Origin of the sequence: Enterobacter chuandaensis (genome assembly GCF_003594915.1) — a bacterium.
Taxonomy (GTDB): Bacteria; Pseudomonadota; Gammaproteobacteria; order Enterobacterales; family Enterobacteriaceae; genus Enterobacter; species Enterobacter chuandaensis.
The window spans coordinates 92,091-108,210 of record NZ_QZCS01000016.1 but is presented as its reverse complement, the minus strand read 5'-3'; the positions used below and the strand labels follow the sequence as shown (position 1 = coordinate 108,210).

The following is a 16,120-nucleotide window of genomic DNA, read 5'->3' as shown; positions in this document are numbered from 1 at the left end:
ATCGGGTAAAATTGTCGGGTGGCGGCTGCGCCTGACCCAACCTACAAAACCAACGGACCGCAGATCGACAAATAAAAAAAGCTCCCTGTCACCAGAGAGCCTTTTTCACAATTCGCTGCGATTACTCGCTTTTTGCTTCGGCGTTTTTGATTTCGCCCATCACTTTCAGCTTCTTAGAGATGTCGCGACGCTCTTTGGACAGCTCCGCATTTTTGATGATGTAATCATCAACACGGTCTTCATAGTCGCTCTTCATGCTGGCGATGATGCCCTGAATAGCTTCAACGCTCATGCCTGGCTTGATGTAGTCGCTCAGGTTGTCGAGCAGCAGAACACGCTTCTGGTTGTCACGGATCTTCTTCTCAACGTCCTGGATTTCACGCTGCAGCTTGTTTTTGCGGCGGAACAGGCGGACGAATTCCAGAACATCCTGGAACGAAGGCTTGGTAGTTTCCATTTTTACACCCCTGATAATGTGAGATTCGGATTCGTTAAAGCAACCGTTGTAACAATAACCTTACTGACAGCGGCTGCGAATGACAATGGCTATATCGTTTAAAGCTATCATAACCCCAATTGCTGCTGAATCGAAGCAGCAGGCGTCACATCCGCGTTTTATTTGCGCAGCGCCCGACAAATCAGGTGCGATAGCAGCTCAAGCTGACGCGCCAGTTCCAGGCTCAGCCAGACATAGCCATGGATGGGCGTTTCCGCCACGTTATCGCCCTGCCGCTCATTGATCAGCTGTTTCAGCTCTGCCACAATTTCATTCAGACGCTCGCTGTTCGCCAGAACGGGCTGCGGGTTGCCTTCATAGAGCGCATGGGCGATGGTCAGCAGGGTTTGCTGCGTCATCATTTGCGTCTCTTTGAGGGTCTGCGCGTTAAGCATCAACAGGTGGCTGGGGCGAGAAGCCCAGTGCGCATTGATTTGCAGTTCAAGCATGCACACCAGATTGCGGCTGACCGTCTGGATAGCTTCGAAAATTGCTTTCTGGATATGGGTCTCTTTGCTGACGGGCGTGATCAGTCCGCGCATTTTAACCACGTCGTTGAGTATGGTTTGCAGATGCTTTTCCAGCCGCGGACGTTCAACCAGATTAGGGGAAAAACCGGCCTGATAGACGCGGTTAAAGGCGGTAACGTAGTTTGCCATCTGGATACGCCAGTGCAAAAAAGCCCGCTGCGGCCAGATGCCGGTAAACAGCATGGCGAGCAGCGATCCCAGAATGACGTCCCCGCTTCGCCACAGCGCCGTGGTCATATCCCCGGCGGGCGCACCGACCACGACCGCGAGAGTGATACCAATCAGCAGCGCCTGATAAGGCCGCTTGCCCAGCGCCAGCCAGCCGCACAGGAACATGGCGGCCCCGCACCATGCCAGCATCACCGGAAAGGAGATCAGCTCCAGCTTCAGGGCGATAAGCCCCAGTGCAGAGCCGAGAACGGTACCGCCGATGCGCTCGAAGGCGCGCGGGACAACGTTCCCCCAAAATGAGATAGGCCCCATCACCACTACCAGCGTGATCAGCGGCCATGTCCCTTCCGGTACATCCAGCAACCGGACGAGGACAAACGTCAGCACAAATGCCAGCGCAATGCGGCACCCGTGCACCACGCGGTAATGTTTATATAAACGAATTTCAAAAGGGGTTAATGATTTGTCGGGACGCACACCCGCTCTCCAGCTACACGGCAAACCACAATTGTACTGTGTTTTCAGCCGGACGGATCGCTCCCGGCTGAAAAACCCTTCATTAAGCAGGCTTAAACCGTTTTGTGCTCTACTGCGATGAACATTTCAATATCCCAGTAGCCGTCCGCGTTGCCATCATTAAGATAGCGCTCAAAGCAGGGCTTAAGCGCCATCTGATATTTATTGTCCTGCAGCAGGGAATTAAAGAACTGATACCACGGGGTCGCAAAGTCGTAGTTTTCCACGCGCGCCGTCGCCACGGCATAATCACCAGCCGCGATTTCCGTCATCATCACCCCTTCGCTATTTTCCGGGATCACGAAATCATCCGGCACCGTAACGGCCGTATCGCAGCGCAGTTTTTCTGCCGGAACCTCATCGGGATTATCGTAATAGACCGCCACCCACTCCAGCGGCTCAATGTGACGCCCGTCCACCCACATGACCAGCTGTTCAAAGCCCTGCTTGACCGTTTTTTCCCACGGCCCAACAAGATGAAAACCCGCAATTTTACGCTTCTGTTGCTGCTTGATGCTGTAGTCCATGCTGCCTCCGATTATCACTGTATATTTATACACTATAAAGCAGGATTTCTATTATCGGCAAACGAGGAGTGTTTATTATGTGAGCAGACTCGCAACCCTGCCAGTCTGCTCATCAGCGGTTACAGCGTGTGGTGAAGATAATCGCTCAGGCGTGAGAATACGCCGCCCTTATCAACGGCTTCCAGCGTGACCAGCGGCCAGTGCGCCACAACTTTGTCGCGATCGTAGAGCTGGATCTCCCCGACCCGCTGATGGGCGGCAATCGGCGCTTCCAGCTCTTTTTTATCCAGCACGTATTTGGCTTTGATGTTCGGCACTTCCGCTTTTGGCAGTGCCAACCAGAAGTCCTGATCGGTGCCCAGGTTTATCTGTTCTTTATCACCGTACCAGATACGCTCTGTCCCCACTTTTTTACCGTTATGCAGGATCTGCACCGTATCAAAATTCTGCTGTCCCCAGTGCAAAAGCTTGCGTGCCTGGTCCTCGCGCCCTTTCGGGCTGTCGGCCCCCATCACCACCGCGATCAAACGACGCTGGCCGTCCACCGCGGAGGCAATCAGGTTAAAGCCCGCGCCCGAGGTATGCCCCGTTTTCAGACCGTCCACATTCATGGTCTTATCCCACAGCAGGCCGTTACGGTTCTGCTGAGTGATCCCGTTCCAGGTCAGGCTCTTTTCGCTGTACATATGGTAAAACTCTGGCTCACCGTGGATGATGGCGCGGGAGAGCACGGCCAGATCGTAAGCGGAGCTGTGCTGGCCCGGCGCGTCCAGACCGTGGACGGTTTCAAAGTGCGTATCGCGCAGGTTCAGCTTCTGCACGTAGTCGTTCATCATCTTCACAAACTGCGGCTGCCCGCCCGCCACGTGATCGGCCAGCGCCACGCAGGCGTCGTTGCCGGAATCGACAATCAGCCCACGGCTCAGGTCACGCACGGAGACGCGATCGCCCTCTTTCAGGAACATCAGCGACGATCCGTCAAAAACCGGGTTGCCTTTCGCCCACGCGTCACGCCCTACGGTGACAATGTCGTCCGGCGTAATGCGATGGCTGTCAATGGCCCGATCGACCACATAGCCCGTCATCAGCTTGGTGAGGCTCGCCGGATTGCGTTGCTGATGTTCGTTGCCCGCCGTTAAGATCTGACCAGTCGTGTAATCCATCAGCACCCAGGAGCCCGCCTGAATGGCCGGAGGCTGCGGCGAAAAATCCAGTGGTTCGGCCGCAAAAGCAGATGAGACACTCGAAGCGAGTAAAGAAACAGCAATAAACAGACGGCGTTTCAACGGTATATCCTCAGGTCATTAAAAATCGATGACCTTTTTACGGGAGTTCTGATGTCGTTACCTGGCTTAATTGAAAAAAAATGTGACAGAACTCAGGTTTTTCTCTGAAGCTGTCTCACAAATTTACGCCACCGCGGCGCTTTTTATTCGGTCTGACCCGCACGATCGTTTACCATAGTGACGTCATTTTTTAACAGGATGGTATTACTGGTGTCTGACTCTGCCGCACGCCCGACTTTTTTATTCCACGACTACGAAACCTTTGGCACGCATCCGGCGCTGGACCGACCGGCGCAGTTTGCCGCCATCCGTACCGACGACGAATTCAACATCATTGGCGAGCCCGAGGTCTTTTACTGCAAACCGGCGGATGACTACCTGCCGCAGCCTGGCGCGGTGATGGTCACCGGAATTACGCCGCAGGAAGCGCGGGAAAAAGGCGTTAATGAAGCAGAGTTCGCCCGCCGCATTCACGAGCTGTTTACCGTTCCCAACACCTGCGTGGTCGGTTACAACAACATCCGTTTTGACGATGAAGTGACGCGCAACATCTTCTATCGCAACTTTTACGATCCCTACGCCTGGAGCTGGCAGAACCGCAACTCGCGCTGGGATTTACTCGATATCATGCGCGCCTGTTATGCCCTGCGTCCTGAAGGCATTAACTGGCCGGAGAATGAGGAAGGGCTGACGAGCTTCCGGCTGGAGCACCTGACGCGCGCCAACGGCATCGAGCACAGCAATGCCCACGACGCGATGGCGGACGTTTATGCCACCATCGCCATGGCAAAGCTGGTGAAAACCGCGCAGCCAAGGCTGTTTGAGTATTTGCTTAGCCACCGCAGCAAGCAGAAACTGACCATGCTGATTGATGTACCGCAGATGAAACCGCTGGTGCACATTTCCGGCATGTTTGGCGCCTGGCGCGGCAACACCAGCTGGGTTGCGCCGCTGGCGTGGCATCCGGATAACCGTAATGCGGTTATCATGGTGGACCTGGCGGGCGATATTTCGCCGCTGCTGGAACTCGACAGCGATACCCTGCGCGAACGGCTTTACACCCCGAAAAACGAACTCGGGGATCTGCCTGCGGTGCCGGTCAAACTGGTGCATATCAATAAATGTCCGGTGCTGGCGCAGGCCAACACGCTGCGCCCGGAAGATGCCGACAGGCTGGGTATTAACCGCCAGCACTGCCTGGATAATCTTAAGGTTCTGCGTGAAAATCCGCAGGTGCGCGAAAAAGTTGTCGCCATCTTTGCCGAAGCAGAGCCATTTGTTCCGTCGGAAAATGTAGACGCACAGCTGTATAACGGCTTCTTCAGCGATGCCGATCGTGCAGCCATGAATATCGTCCTGCAAACCGAGCCGCGCAACCTGCCGGCGCTGGATATCACCTTCGCCGACAAGCGCATCGAAAAGCTGATGTTTAATTACCGGGCACGTAACTATCCCGGCACGCTGGATGAAACAGAACAGGAACGCTGGCTACAGCATCGTCGCAATGTCTTTACCCCGGAGTTCCTTAATAGTTATGCCCAGGAGCTGGAAATGCTTTATGGCCAGTACGAAGGGAATGCTGAAAAACAGGCACTGTTGAAATCCCTGTTCCAGTACGCGCAAGAGATAGTCTAAGTGAGGGGAATAAAAAAGCCGGAGGCGATGTCTCCGGCTTTTTTTGCCCGCTGGCGCGGGCCTGCGTGTTTTGTAGGTCGGGTAAGGCGTAGCCGCCACCCGACACAATATTACGCGACGTCTTCGTACTGAGGAACCGGGTTACGGAAGCTCTTCGTAACGCAGGCCAGGTAAACCAGACCGATACCGCCCCAAATCAGCCCCAGAACCATAGAGCTCTCTTCCAGGTTAATCCACAGCGCGCCTACCGTCAGGGCACCACACACTGGCAGTACCAGGTAGTTGAAGTGGTCTTTCAGCGTTTTGTTGCGTTTCTCACGGATCCAGAACTGAGAGATCACGGAGAGGTTAACGAAGGTGAACGCCACCAGCGCACCGAAGTTAATCAGCGCGGTCGCCGTCACCAGGTCAAATTTAATCGCCAGCAGGGCAATCGCGCCAACCAGCAGCACGTTCCACGCCGGGGTACGCCATTTCGGATGCACGTAGCCGAAGAAACGAGTTGGGAACACGCCGTCACGACCCATAACGTACATCAGACGAGAAACACCCGCGTGTGCCGCCATGCCGGACGCCAGCACGGTCACGCTGGAGAAGATCAGCACGCCCCACTGGAAGGTTTTACCTGCTACGTACAGCATGATTTCAGGCTGTGACGCATCCGGATCTTTAAAGCGAGAGATATCCGGGAAGTACAGCTGCAGGAAGTAGGAGGCACAGATAAAGATCAGGCCGCCAATCAGCGCTGTCAGGAAAATCGCTCGCGGGATTACGCGCTCGGCGTCTTTGGTCTCTTCAGACAGAGAAGAGATACCGTCGAAGCCCAGGAACGAGAAGCACAGGATGGTCGCACCGGTGATCATCGGCACAACGTGTGCACCTTCAGACCAGAATGGACGGGTGCTGGTCAGCGTGCCTGCGCCTTCGCCGTGAGAAACGCCGTAGATGATCAGGCCGACGATAACCGCAACAATCCCCATCTGCAGGATAACGATCAGGGTGTTGAAGTTAGCCACGGTCTTGATGCTGCGCAGGTTAGAGATGGTCATAAAGGCCACCAGCGCAACAACGAAGAGCCACGACGGCACGGAAGGCACCAGCGCTTCAAAGTAAATTTTTGCCAGCAGAATGTTGATCATCGGCATGAACAGGTAGTCCAGCAGCGATGACCAGCCCACCATAAAGCCAACCGCCGGGCTGATGGATTTCTGGGCATAGGTGTACGCAGAGCCTGCGGACGGGAAACGGCGAACCAGCTTACCGTAGCTCAGCGCAGTAAAGAGAATAGCGACCAGTGCAAAGGCGTACGCCGTCGCAACGTGACCGTCAGTGAGGCCCGATACGATACCGAATGTATCGAACAGCGTCATCGGTTGCATATAGGCAAGGCCCATCATAACAACCGGAATCAACGTAAGCGTTTTACGTAATTCCACGCGAGAGGTGTTTGGAGTTGCGTTATGCGACATAGTTATTCTCCTTTACGGTGATAACCGCCACGTAAGCGAAAAATTGCCCCATTTGTTTCTTCCTCAGCGACAACAACTGTCGGATTTTAGTAAATATCTATCCGGTACGAAGCCCGGCCTCTTGGTTTTTAGTTTCGTTTCGTACATGCAAAAAAAAATAACCGACGCCTTTTATATCGTCGATTATTCATTTGGTTGCAGCGGCGGCATTTTGCCCCACATCGGATACAAAAGGCAATACTTTGCAACGCACCGGGCAATTTTCTTTTTGCTAACTGGCTGATTTCTCGACGCTGCTCTGAGAGTAAACGGCGGCGATAGCACTATTTGCTAAAATTTCGTCCCGCCACCAGGCGCTGGCAAGCCCGGCGGTTTGTTCATTCCAGCCCACCCACACCGATTCGTTACTGCTTTGAGCAAGTACCTGTTTTTCAACAAGCGCACCGCTATCAATAAAGCGCTGCGCCAGATAACGCGGCAAATAGCCACAGCCCAGACCGCTAATTTGCAGTTCCAGCTTGGTTTTGAAGTCGAAAACGGTGATGGCTTCCTGCTCATCCAGCAGCTGCGAGGAAACCGCACATTCGGGGCGTGAACTGTCTCCCACCACAATCGCGCGGTACCCCTTAATGATGCGGCGGTTAAGGGGCTCCGGCACCTGGGCCAGCGGATGATGGGGCGCCACGGCAAATACCTGCTCCAGCACGCCCAGGCGGGCAAAACCAAAATCACTCAACTGGGGAGGCTCATGCAGGGCACCGACAAAAATGTCCGCCCTGCCCTGGGTTAATGCATCCCAGGAGCCGCCCAGCACGCCATTGATGAAGATAAGCCGGGTGACGCTGTGATGCAGATAAAACGCTTCAATAAGCGGCGTCAGGAGAGAAAACGGAAAGGTATCATCCACGCCAATAACCAGCTCGTTTTCCCACCCCTGATGGAGCTTGACCGCCTGTTTTTCCAGCTCGCGAACGGTATGCAGAACGTCGCGGCCTTTTTCCAGCAGCATTTGCCCGGTGCGGGTGAAACGCGCGCGATGCCCGGTGCGATCGAGGATCTGAATATTGAGATCGCTTTCCAGTTTCTGAACGGTATAGCTAAGTGCCGAAGGGGTTTTGTAGAGCTTTGCCGAGGCAGCCGCAAAGCTCCCCTCTTTTTCCAGTGCATCCAGAATAATAAGAACATCCAGCAGCGGTTTCATGCTCGCCCCCTTCTGGTGTGCGATCGTCTCCGCTGCGGGACTTATTCCATGGGCATCACCAGCGGATCGGGATACTGATACTCAAACCCCAGCTCATGGCAAATGCGATTGCCATCAACAATTTTGCCTTTGCTTTCGTCCTTTGCTTCACCAAAAACTGGCGGAGTTAACCCAAGCTGGCGTGCCATGAGCGGGTAAAACGTGCTTCGCGCCGGATGAGACGGTGCACATATATTATAGATGTGTCCGCCTTTTGGAGCCTGCAAGAGTAGCTCAATCGCGCCAATAACATCTTCAAGATGCACAAGATTCACGCCATGCTGACCGTCTGGCGCGGTTTTTCCGGCAAAGAAGCGTCCCGGATGACGCCCGGGGCCAACCAGCCCCGCCAAACGGACGATATCCACCTGCGTGCCGGGAAGGTTGTGCAGCCAGTCTTCCAGTTCTTTCAGAACCTGACCGCTTGCTGTAACGGGACGTCGCTCGGAACTCTCTTTCACTACGCCCTCGGCATCGCCATAGACCGACGTCGAGCTGGTAAAAATAATGCGCGGCACGTGGTGCGCCAGCGCGCTGTCGACAATCTCCTGCATCGCCTGCAGATAAAATGACTCGCCCGGCCCGCTGCGCCGCGCGGGTAGCGTAATCACCAGCGCATCCACGTTCATCAGCGTGTCCAGATCGTCAGCATCACACACCAGCTCCGGTTCAAGACGCAGTTCAACGCCATCAATACCACACATGCGCGCGGCCTCTACCCCATCCGCCGTGGTTTTGCTCCCGGTCACCTGCCAGCCTTTCGCGGCTAATGACATCGCCAGCGGCATTCCCAGCCATCCTAAACCGACAATCGCGACCTTTTTCATGCGAATTCTCCTGACTCTTACTCGTCTTTCATAAGGCTACGCCAGCCCGGCAGAACACACAATTCATAGCATCAATATGAAATGAATTAATGATCAAAAAAAGCCCTTGCAATATGTCGTACAACTGGTTTAGGTTAAAAGACATCAAATGAATAAGCATTCATCGAGAATTTATATGACACGCGTTCAATTTAAACACCACCATCATCACCATCATCCTGACTAGTCTTTCAGGCGATGTGTGCTGGAAGACGTTTGGATCTTCCAGTGGTGCATGAACGCATGAAAAAGCCCCCGGAAGATCTTCTTCCGGGGGCTTTTTTTTGGACCAAATTCAGACAGGTTAAAACAGGTTAACGAGGAATAAAGAATGTTAGATAACTCACGTTTACGCATAGCTATTCAAAAATCAGGCCGTTTAAGTGATGATTCACGCGAACTGCTGGCCCGCTGCGGGATCAAAATCAACCTGCACACCCAGCGCCTGATTGCTCTGGCTGAAAACATGCCGATCGACATTCTGCGCGTGCGTGATGACGATATCCCGGGCCTGGTGATGGATGGCGTTGTTGACCTCGGTATCATCGGTGAAAACGTGCTGGAAGAAGAGCTGCTGACCCGCCGTGCTCAGGGCGAAGATCCGCGTTACTTCACCCTGCGTCGCCTGGACTTCGGCGGCTGCCGCCTGTCGCTGGCAACGCCGGTCGATGAAGCCTGGGACGGCCCGGCCGCACTGAATGGCAAACGTATCGCCACCTCCTATCCTCACCTGTTAAAGCGTTACCTGGACCAGAAAGGCGTACAGTTTAAATCCTGCCTGCTGAACGGCTCTGTTGAAGTGGCGCCGCGTGCGGGTCTGGCGGACGCCATCTGTGACCTCGTCTCCACGGGTGCCACCCTGGAAGCGAACGGGTTGCGCGAAGTGGAAGTGATCTACCGCTCTAAAGCGTGCCTGATTCAGCGAGACGGCGAGATGGCCGACGCCAAGCAGCAGCTCATCGACAAACTGCTGACCCGCATTCAGGGCGTGATTCAGGCGCGTGAATCCAAATACATCATGATGCATGCCCCAACCGAACGTCTGGATGAAGTGATTGCCCTGCTGCCAGGCGCCGAGCGTCCAACAATCCTTCCTCTGGCGGGCGATCAGCAGCGCGTGGCGATGCACATGGTCAGCAGCGAAACCCTGTTCTGGGAAACCATGGAAAAACTGAAGGCGCTGGGCGCAAGCTCTATCCTGGTGCTGCCAATTGAGAAGATGATGGAGTAATGGCCATGAGCTTTAACACAATCATCGACTGGAATAACTGTAGCGACGCACAGCAGCGCGAGCTGCTGATGCGCCCGGCGATTTCCGCCTCTGAGAGCATCTCGCGCACCGTTGCGGAGATCCTGGATAACGTCAAAGCCCGTGGCGATGAGGCTCTGCGTGAATACAGCGCGAAGTTTGATAAGACCGAAGTCGACGCACTGAAAGTGACCGAGCAGGAAATCAGTGATGCAAGCAATCGTCTGGGTGATGACATCAAGCAGGCGATGGCCGTCGCGGTAAAAAACATTGATACCTTCCACACCGCGCAGAAACTGCAGACCGTGGATGTTGAAACCCTGCCCGGCGTGCGCTGCCAGCAGGTGACGCGCCCGGTTGCATCCATCGGCCTCTATATTCCTGGTGGCTCTGCCCCGCTCTTCTCCACCGTATTGATGCTGGCGACCCCGGCGCGTATTGCCGGGTGTCAGAAAGTGGTGCTCTGCTCTCCGCCACCGATTGCCGACGAGATTCTCTACGCGGCGACGCTGTGCGGCGTGCAGGCGGTCTATAAAGTGGGCGGTGCGCAGGCGATTTCCGCCCTGGCGTTTGGGACGGAATCCATTCCGAAGGTCGACAAAATCTTTGGGCCAGGCAATGCGTATGTGACCGAAGCCAAGCGCCAGGTCAGCCAGCGTCTGGACGGTGCGGCCATCGATATGCCTGCCGGCCCGTCTGAGGTACTGGTGATTGCCGACAGCGGCGCCACGCCGGACTTCGTGGCCTCCGACCTGCTTTCACAGGCGGAACACGGCCCGGACTCGCAGGTCATCCTGCTGACGCCGGACGGCGATATGGCGAAACGCGTGGGTGAAGCCGTCGAGCGCCAGCTTGCCGATCTGCCCCGCGCCGACACGGCACGCCAGGCGTTAGCGGCCAGCCGCCTGATTGTGGCGCGCGACCTGGATCAGTGCATAGCCATCTCCAACCAGTACGGCCCGGAGCACCTGATCATTCAGACCCGCAACGCGCGCGATCTGGTCGACAGCATTACCAGCGCAGGCTCGGTGTTCCTCGGCGACTGGTCACCGGAGTCCGCGGGGGATTACGCCTCCGGCACCAACCATGTGCTGCCGACTTATGGCTACACCTCTACCTGTTCCAGCCTCGGCCTGGCGGATTTCCAGAAGCGCATGACCGTGCAGGAACTCTCCCGCGAAGGGTTTGCTTCACTGGCTTCTACTATTGAAACCCTCGCTGCCGCCGAGCGCCTGACTGCCCACAAAAACGCCGTGACGCTGCGCGTTGCCGCCCTGAAGGAGCAAGCATGAACATTGAAGAATTAGCCCGCGAAAATGTCCGTCGCCTGACGCCTTACCAGTCCGCGCGTCGTCTCGGCGGCAAAGGGGATGTCTGGCTGAACGCCAACGAATTCCCGACGGCAGTGCAGTTTGAGCTGTCGCAGCAAACGCTGAACCGCTACCCGGAGTGTCAGCCAAAAGCAGTAATTGAAAACTACGCGCAGTACGCGGGCGTGAAGCCAGAGCAGGTGCTGGTCAGCCGCGGCGCGGATGAAGGCATTGAGCTGCTGATCCGCGCCTTCTGCGAGCCGGGGAAAGACGCGGTGATGTACTGCCAGCCCACCTACGGGATGTACAGCGTCAGCGCGGAAACCTTTGGCGTGGCGTGCCGCAACGTGCAGGCGCTGGAGAACTGGCAGCTGGATCTGCAGGGCATTGCCGACAATCTCGACGGCGTGAAGGTGGTCTTTGTCTGCAGCCCAAATAACCCAACCGGGCAGATTATTAACCCGCAGGATATTCGTACCCTGCTGGAGATGACCCGGGGTAAAGCGCTGGTAGTGGCCGACGAAGCCTACATCGAGTTCTGCCCGCAGGCGACGCTGACGGGCTGGCTGGAAGAGTATCCGCATCTGGTGGTGCTGCGCACGCTGTCAAAAGCCTTTGCCCTCGCGGGCCTGCGCTGCGGGTTTACGCTGGCGAATAAAGAGGTTATCGACCTGCTGTTGAAAGTGATCGCCCCGTACCCGCTCTCAACGCCGGTCGCCGATATCGCTGCACAGGCGCTGACGCCTCAGGGTATCAACGCGATGCGCGAACGCGTGGCGCAGATCCTGGAGGAACGTCAGTACCTTGTCACCGCGCTGAAAGACATCCCTTGCGTCGAGCAGGTGTTCGACTCGGAAACCAACTACATCCTGGCGCGCTTCACCGCCTCCAGCGCCGTATTTAAATCTTTGTGGGATCAGGGCATTATCTTACGAGACCAGAATAAACAACCTTCTCTGAGCGGATGCCTGCGCATTACCGTAGGCACCCGTGCAGAGAGCCAGCGCGTGATTGACGCCCTGAAAGCGGAGAAAGTATGACCCAGAAGATCCTTTTCATCGATCGTGACGGCACCCTTATTTCGGAGCCACCAGCCGATTTCCAGGTCGATCGTTTCGACAAGCTGGCTTTTGAACCGGACGTGATCCCGGTGCTGCTTAAGCTGCAAAAAGCAGGCTATAAGCTGGTGATGATCACCAATCAGGACGGTCTGGGCACGGACAGCTTCCCGCAGGCGGACTTTGACGGCCCACATAACCTGATGATGCAGGTGCTGACCTCTCAGGGCGTGGTATTTGATGAGGTACTGATTTGCCCGCACCTGCCGGCTGACGAGTGCGACTGCCGTAAGCCGAAGGTGAAGCTGGTTGAGCGCTATCTGGCTGAAGATGCGCTGGATAAAACCAACAGCTACGTCATCGGCGATCGCATCACCGATATTACGCTGGCGGAAAACATGGGCATCGCGGGGCTGCGCTACGACCGCAACGACCTTAACTGGGCGAAAATTGGCGAGCAGCTGACAAAACGTGACCGCTATTCCCACGTTGAGCGCAACACCAAAGAGACGCAGATTGATGTGAAGGTCTGGCTGGATCGTGAAGGCGGCAGCAAGATCCACACCGGCGTCGGTTTCTTTGACCACATGCTGGACCAGATTGCCACCCACGGCGGTTTCCGCATGGAAATCGCGGTGAAAGGCGACCTTTATATTGACGATCACCACACCGTGGAAGATACCGGCCTGGCGCTGGGTGAAGCCCTGAAGCTGGCGCTCGGCGACAAGCGCGGTATTAACCGTTTTGGCTTCGTTCTGCCGATGGACGAGTGTCTGGCGCGCTGCGCCATGGATATCTCCGGTCGTCCGCACCTGGAATATAAAGCCGATTTCACCTATCAGCGCGTGGGCGATCTCAGCACCGAAATGGTGGAGCACTTCTTCCGTTCATTGTCCTATACCATGGGCCTGACGCTGCACCTGAAAACCAAAGGCAAAAACGATCACCACCGCGTGGAGAGTCTTTTTAAAGCCTTTGGCCGTACGCTTCGCCAGGCGATCCGCGTGGAAGGTGACTCCCTGCCCTCGTCGAAAGGAGTGCTCTGATGAACGTGGTGATTCTGGATACCGGATGCGCCAACCTGAACTCCGTGAAATCGGCTATTGCGCGCCACGGCTATGAGCCGGTGGTCAGCCGTGACCCGGACGTGGTGCTGCGCGCCGACAAGCTTTTCCTGCCGGGCGTTGGCACGGCGCAGGCGGCGATGGATCAGATCCACGCTCGCGATCTGGTCGATTTGATCAAAGCCTGTACTCAACCGGTGCTGGGGATATGCCTGGGCATGCAGCTTCTTGGCCGCCGCAGCGAAGAGAGCAACGGCGTTGACCTGCTGGGCATTATCGACGAAGACGTACCCAAAATGGCCGACCACGGCCTGCCGCTGCCGCATATGGGCTGGAACCGCGTTTACGCCAAAGCAGGCGATCGGCTGTTTCGCGGCATTGAAGACGGCGCGTACTTCTACTTCGTGCACAGCTACGCCATGCCGGTGAACGTCAATACCATCGCCCAGTGCACTTACGGCGAGGCGTTTACCGCGGCGGTGCAGAAAGACAATTTCTTCGGCGTGCAGTTTCACCCGGAGCGCTCTGGTGCCGCAGGCGCGCAGCTGCTGAAAAACTTCCTGGAGATGTGATGATTATTCCCGCTTTAGATTTAATCGACGGCACAGTTGTCCGTCTTCATCAGGGCGATTACGGCCAGCAGCGCGACTACGGAAACGACCCGCTGCCGCGCCTGCAGGATTATGCCGCTCAGGGTGCTCAGGTGCTGCACCTGGTGGATTTAACGGGCGCGAAAGATCCGGCGAAGCGCCAGATCCCGCTGCTGAAAAAACTGGTTGCGGGTGTTGATGTGCCCGTCCAGGTAGGCGGCGGCGTGCGTACCGAAGACGACGTGACAGCTCTGCTGGACGCGGACGTGGCGCGCGTGGTGGTAGGGTCAACCGCCGTGAAAGATCCTGAGACGGTGAAGGGCTGGTTCCGCCGCTTTGGCGCCGAGGCCCTGGTGCTGGCGCTGGACGTTCGTATTGACGAGCAGGGTAACAAACAGGTTGCCGTGTGCGGCTGGCAGGAAAACTCCGGCGTGACGCTGGAAGAGCTGGTCGATATTTATCTGCCCGTTGGCCTGAAGCACGTGCTGTGCACGGATATCTCGCGCGACGGTACGCTGGCGGGCTCTAACGTCTCGCTGTATCAAGAGGTCTGCGCGCGTTATCCGCAGGTTGCGTTCCAGTCTTCGGGCGGCATTGGTGATATAGACGACGTGGCCGCGCTGCGCGGTACCGGTGTGCAGGGCGTGATTGTGGGCCGGGCCCTGCTGGAAGGTAAATTTACAGTAACGGAGGCGATTCAATGCTGGCAAAACGGATAATTCCTTGTCTTGACGTGCGCGATGGTCAGGTCGTGAAAGGCGTGCAGTTCCGCAACCACGAGATCATTGGCGACATCGTCCCGCTGGCAAAACGCTATGCAGATGAAGGCGCAGATGAGCTGGTCTTCTATGATATCACCGCCTCCAGCGATGGCCGCGTGGTCGATAAAAGCTGGGTGGCACGCGTGGCGGAAGTGATCGACATTCCATTCTGCGTGGCGGGCGGGATTAAGTCCGCTGACGACGCCGCCAAAATTCTCTCCTTTGGCGCGGACAAGATTTCGATCAACTCCCCTGCTCTGGCCGAGCCGGAACTCATCACCCGCCTGGCCGATCGCTTTGGCGTGCAGTGTATTGTGGTAGGCATTGATACCTGGTTCGACGCCGCAACGGGCAAGTACCACGTCAACCAGTACACCGGAGATGAAAGCCGCACGCGCGTGACGCAGTGGGAAACGCTCGACTGGGTGCAGGAAGTTCAGAAGCGCGGTGCAGGCGAGATAGTGTTGAATATGATGAACCAGGACGGCGTGCGTAACGGGTATGACCTCGAACAGCTGAAAAAAATTCGTGCGGTCTGCCACGTGCCGCTGATTGCCTCCGGCGGCGCGGGCACCATGGAACATTTTCTGGAAGCCTTCCGCGATGCGAACGTGGACGGCGCGCTCGCAGCCTCCGTGTTCCACAAACAGATTATTAATATTGGTGAGTTAAAAACGTACCTGGCTGACCAGGGCGTGGAGATCAGGGTATGTTAACAGAGCAACAACAGGCGCAGCTGGACTGGGAAAAAACGGACGGATTACTGCCGGTAGTTGTCCAGCATGCCGTCTCAGGCGAAGTGCTGATGCTGGGTTATATGAACCAGGACGCGCTGGCGAAAACGATCGACAGCGGAAAAGTGACGTTTTTCTCACGCACGAAACAGCGCCTGTGGACCAAAGGGGAAACTTCGGGTCACTTCCTGAACGTGGTCAGCATGACGCCTGACTGCGATAACGATACACTGCTGGTGCTGGCAAACCCGATTGGGCCGACGTGCCACAAAGGGACCAGCAGCTGCTTCGGCGAGACGAGCCACCAGTGGTTGTTCCTGTATCAACTGGAACAATTGCTGGCAGAGCGTAAAACGGCGGATCCTGAGAGTTCTTATACGGCGAAGTTGTACGCCAGCGGGACTAAGCGTATTGCACAGAAGGTGGGAGAAGAAGGCGTTGAGACGGCGCTGGCCGCGACCGTGCATGACCGCGAGGAGCTGACGAATGAAGCGTCTGACTTGATGTATCACTTGCTGGTGCTGCTGCAGGATCAGGAGCTGGATTTGACGGCAGTGATTGAGAATCTTCGCAAACGTCACAAATAAAAAAACCGGGGATAATCCCCGGTTTTTTTTA

Annotated in this window: 18 protein-coding genes and 1 other annotated feature; of the genes, 10 read left to right on the top strand and 8 right to left on the bottom strand. The window is 56.1% G+C overall.

Features of this window, described 5'->3' with window-relative positions:
* Positions 1-121: 121 nt before the first annotated feature.
* The 4 genes from D5066_RS19960 to dacD form a co-directional block, all read right to left on the bottom strand.
* Complete coding sequence (locus tag D5066_RS19960; protein ID WP_010432067.1) at positions 122-457, bottom strand: DUF496 family protein; 336 nt, start codon at positions 455-457, stop codon at positions 122-124.
* Positions 458-615: 158 nt separating this feature from the next.
* Positions 616-1,674 carry an FUSC family protein gene (locus D5066_RS19955; RefSeq protein WP_119916999.1) on the bottom strand — a complete coding sequence of 353 codons (1,059 nt, stop codon included), beginning with the start codon at positions 1,672-1,674 and terminating at the stop codon, positions 616-618.
* 92 nt (positions 1,675-1,766) lie between these two features.
* Complete coding sequence (gene sbmC / locus D5066_RS19950; protein ID WP_028013756.1) at positions 1,767-2,240, bottom strand: DNA gyrase inhibitor SbmC; 474 nt, start codon at positions 2,238-2,240, stop codon at positions 1,767-1,769.
* A 119-nt stretch (positions 2,241-2,359) separates the two neighbouring features.
* Positions 2,360-3,526 carry a serine-type D-Ala-D-Ala carboxypeptidase DacD gene (dacD, locus tag D5066_RS19945; RefSeq protein ID WP_080329638.1) on the bottom strand — a complete coding sequence of 389 codons (1,167 nt, stop codon included), beginning with the start codon at positions 3,524-3,526 and terminating at the stop codon, positions 2,360-2,362.
* Between the two features lie 198 nt (positions 3,527-3,724).
* On the opposite strand from dacD, the gene sbcB reads away from it, so the two are divergent.
* On the top strand, positions 3,725-5,161 hold the full coding sequence (gene sbcB, locus D5066_RS19940) for an exodeoxyribonuclease I (protein WP_419179129.1): 1,437 nt from the start codon (positions 3,725-3,727) through the stop codon (positions 5,159-5,161).
* Between the two features lie 110 nt (positions 5,162-5,271).
* On the opposite strand, the gene D5066_RS19935 is transcribed toward sbcB, so the two are convergent.
* The 4 genes from D5066_RS19935 to D5066_RS19920 form a co-directional block, all read right to left on the bottom strand.
* Positions 5,272-6,630: an APC family permease gene (locus D5066_RS19935; RefSeq protein ID WP_165853359.1), complete on the bottom strand. Its 1,359-nt coding sequence runs from the start codon at positions 6,628-6,630 to the stop codon at positions 5,272-5,274.
* A complete protein-coding gene (gene yoeI / locus D5066_RS19930) occupies positions 6,620-6,682 on the bottom strand; it encodes a membrane protein YoeI (RefSeq protein ID WP_099458931.1) in 63 nt (20 codons plus the stop codon). Before yoeI ends, D5066_RS19935 begins: the two co-directional genes overlap by 11 nt.
* A 219-nt stretch (positions 6,683-6,901) precedes the next feature.
* Complete coding sequence (locus D5066_RS19925; protein WP_119916996.1) at positions 6,902-7,831, bottom strand: LysR substrate-binding domain-containing protein; 930 nt, start codon at positions 7,829-7,831, stop codon at positions 6,902-6,904.
* Positions 7,832-7,872: 41 nt separating this feature from the next.
* Positions 7,873-8,697 carry an SDR family oxidoreductase gene (locus tag D5066_RS19920; RefSeq protein ID WP_080329642.1) on the bottom strand — a complete coding sequence of 275 codons (825 nt, stop codon included), beginning with the start codon at positions 8,695-8,697 and terminating at the stop codon, positions 7,873-7,875.
* A 175-nt stretch (positions 8,698-8,872) separates the two neighbouring features.
* On the opposite strand from D5066_RS19920, the gene hisL reads away from it, so the two are divergent.
* The 9 genes from hisL (at position 8,873) to hisIE (ending at position 16,089) form a co-directional block, all read left to right on the top strand.
* A complete protein-coding gene (hisL, locus tag D5066_RS19915) occupies positions 8,873-8,923 on the top strand; it encodes a his operon leader peptide (RefSeq protein ID WP_001364200.1) in 51 nt (16 codons plus the stop codon).
* Positions 8,899-9,022 (top strand) — a sequence feature (His leader region). (Overlaps the previous gene by 25 nt.)
* A gap of 45 nt (positions 9,023-9,067) precedes the next feature.
* Positions 9,068-9,967, top strand: a complete 900-nt coding sequence (gene hisG / locus D5066_RS19910; protein ID WP_000886595.1) for an ATP phosphoribosyltransferase — start codon at positions 9,068-9,070, stop codon at positions 9,965-9,967.
* A gap of 5 nt (positions 9,968-9,972) precedes the next feature.
* On the top strand, positions 9,973-11,277 hold the full coding sequence (hisD, locus tag D5066_RS19905; protein WP_119917004.1) for a histidinol dehydrogenase: 1,305 nt from the start codon (positions 9,973-9,975) through the stop codon (positions 11,275-11,277).
* Positions 11,274-12,335 carry a histidinol-phosphate transaminase gene (hisC, locus tag D5066_RS19900; protein WP_119916995.1) on the top strand — a complete coding sequence of 354 codons (1,062 nt, stop codon included), beginning with the start codon at positions 11,274-11,276 and terminating at the stop codon, positions 12,333-12,335. The genes hisD and hisC overlap by 4 nt, the downstream gene beginning before the upstream one ends.
* The gene (gene hisB / locus D5066_RS19895) at positions 12,332-13,399 is read left to right on the top strand and encodes a bifunctional histidinol-phosphatase/imidazoleglycerol-phosphate dehydratase HisB (protein ID WP_119916994.1); all 1,068 of its coding nucleotides are present in this window, start codon (positions 12,332-12,334) and stop codon (positions 13,397-13,399) included. The genes hisC and hisB overlap by 4 nt, the downstream gene beginning before the upstream one ends.
* Positions 13,399-13,989 carry an imidazole glycerol phosphate synthase subunit HisH gene (gene hisH, locus D5066_RS19890; RefSeq protein WP_080329645.1) on the top strand — a complete coding sequence of 197 codons (591 nt, stop codon included), beginning with the start codon at positions 13,399-13,401 and terminating at the stop codon, positions 13,987-13,989. Before hisB ends, hisH begins: the two co-directional genes overlap by 1 nt.
* Positions 13,989-14,726 carry a 1-(5-phosphoribosyl)-5-[(5-phosphoribosylamino)methylideneamino]imidazole-4-carboxamide isomerase gene (gene hisA, locus D5066_RS19885; RefSeq protein WP_119916993.1) on the top strand — a complete coding sequence of 246 codons (738 nt, stop codon included), beginning with the start codon at positions 13,989-13,991 and terminating at the stop codon, positions 14,724-14,726. Before hisH ends, hisA begins: the two co-directional genes overlap by 1 nt.
* Positions 14,708-15,484 (top strand): imidazole glycerol phosphate synthase subunit HisF, encoded by a 777-nt coding sequence (hisF, locus tag D5066_RS19880; protein ID WP_119916992.1) that lies wholly within the window; start codon positions 14,708-14,710, stop codon positions 15,482-15,484. Before hisA ends, hisF begins: the two co-directional genes overlap by 19 nt.
* Entirely contained in the window at positions 15,478-16,089 is a 612-nt protein-coding gene (gene hisIE, locus D5066_RS19875) for a bifunctional phosphoribosyl-AMP cyclohydrolase/phosphoribosyl-ATP diphosphatase HisIE (RefSeq protein WP_119916991.1), read from the top strand. Before hisF ends, hisIE begins: the two co-directional genes overlap by 7 nt.
* Positions 16,090-16,120 lie beyond the last annotated feature (31 nt).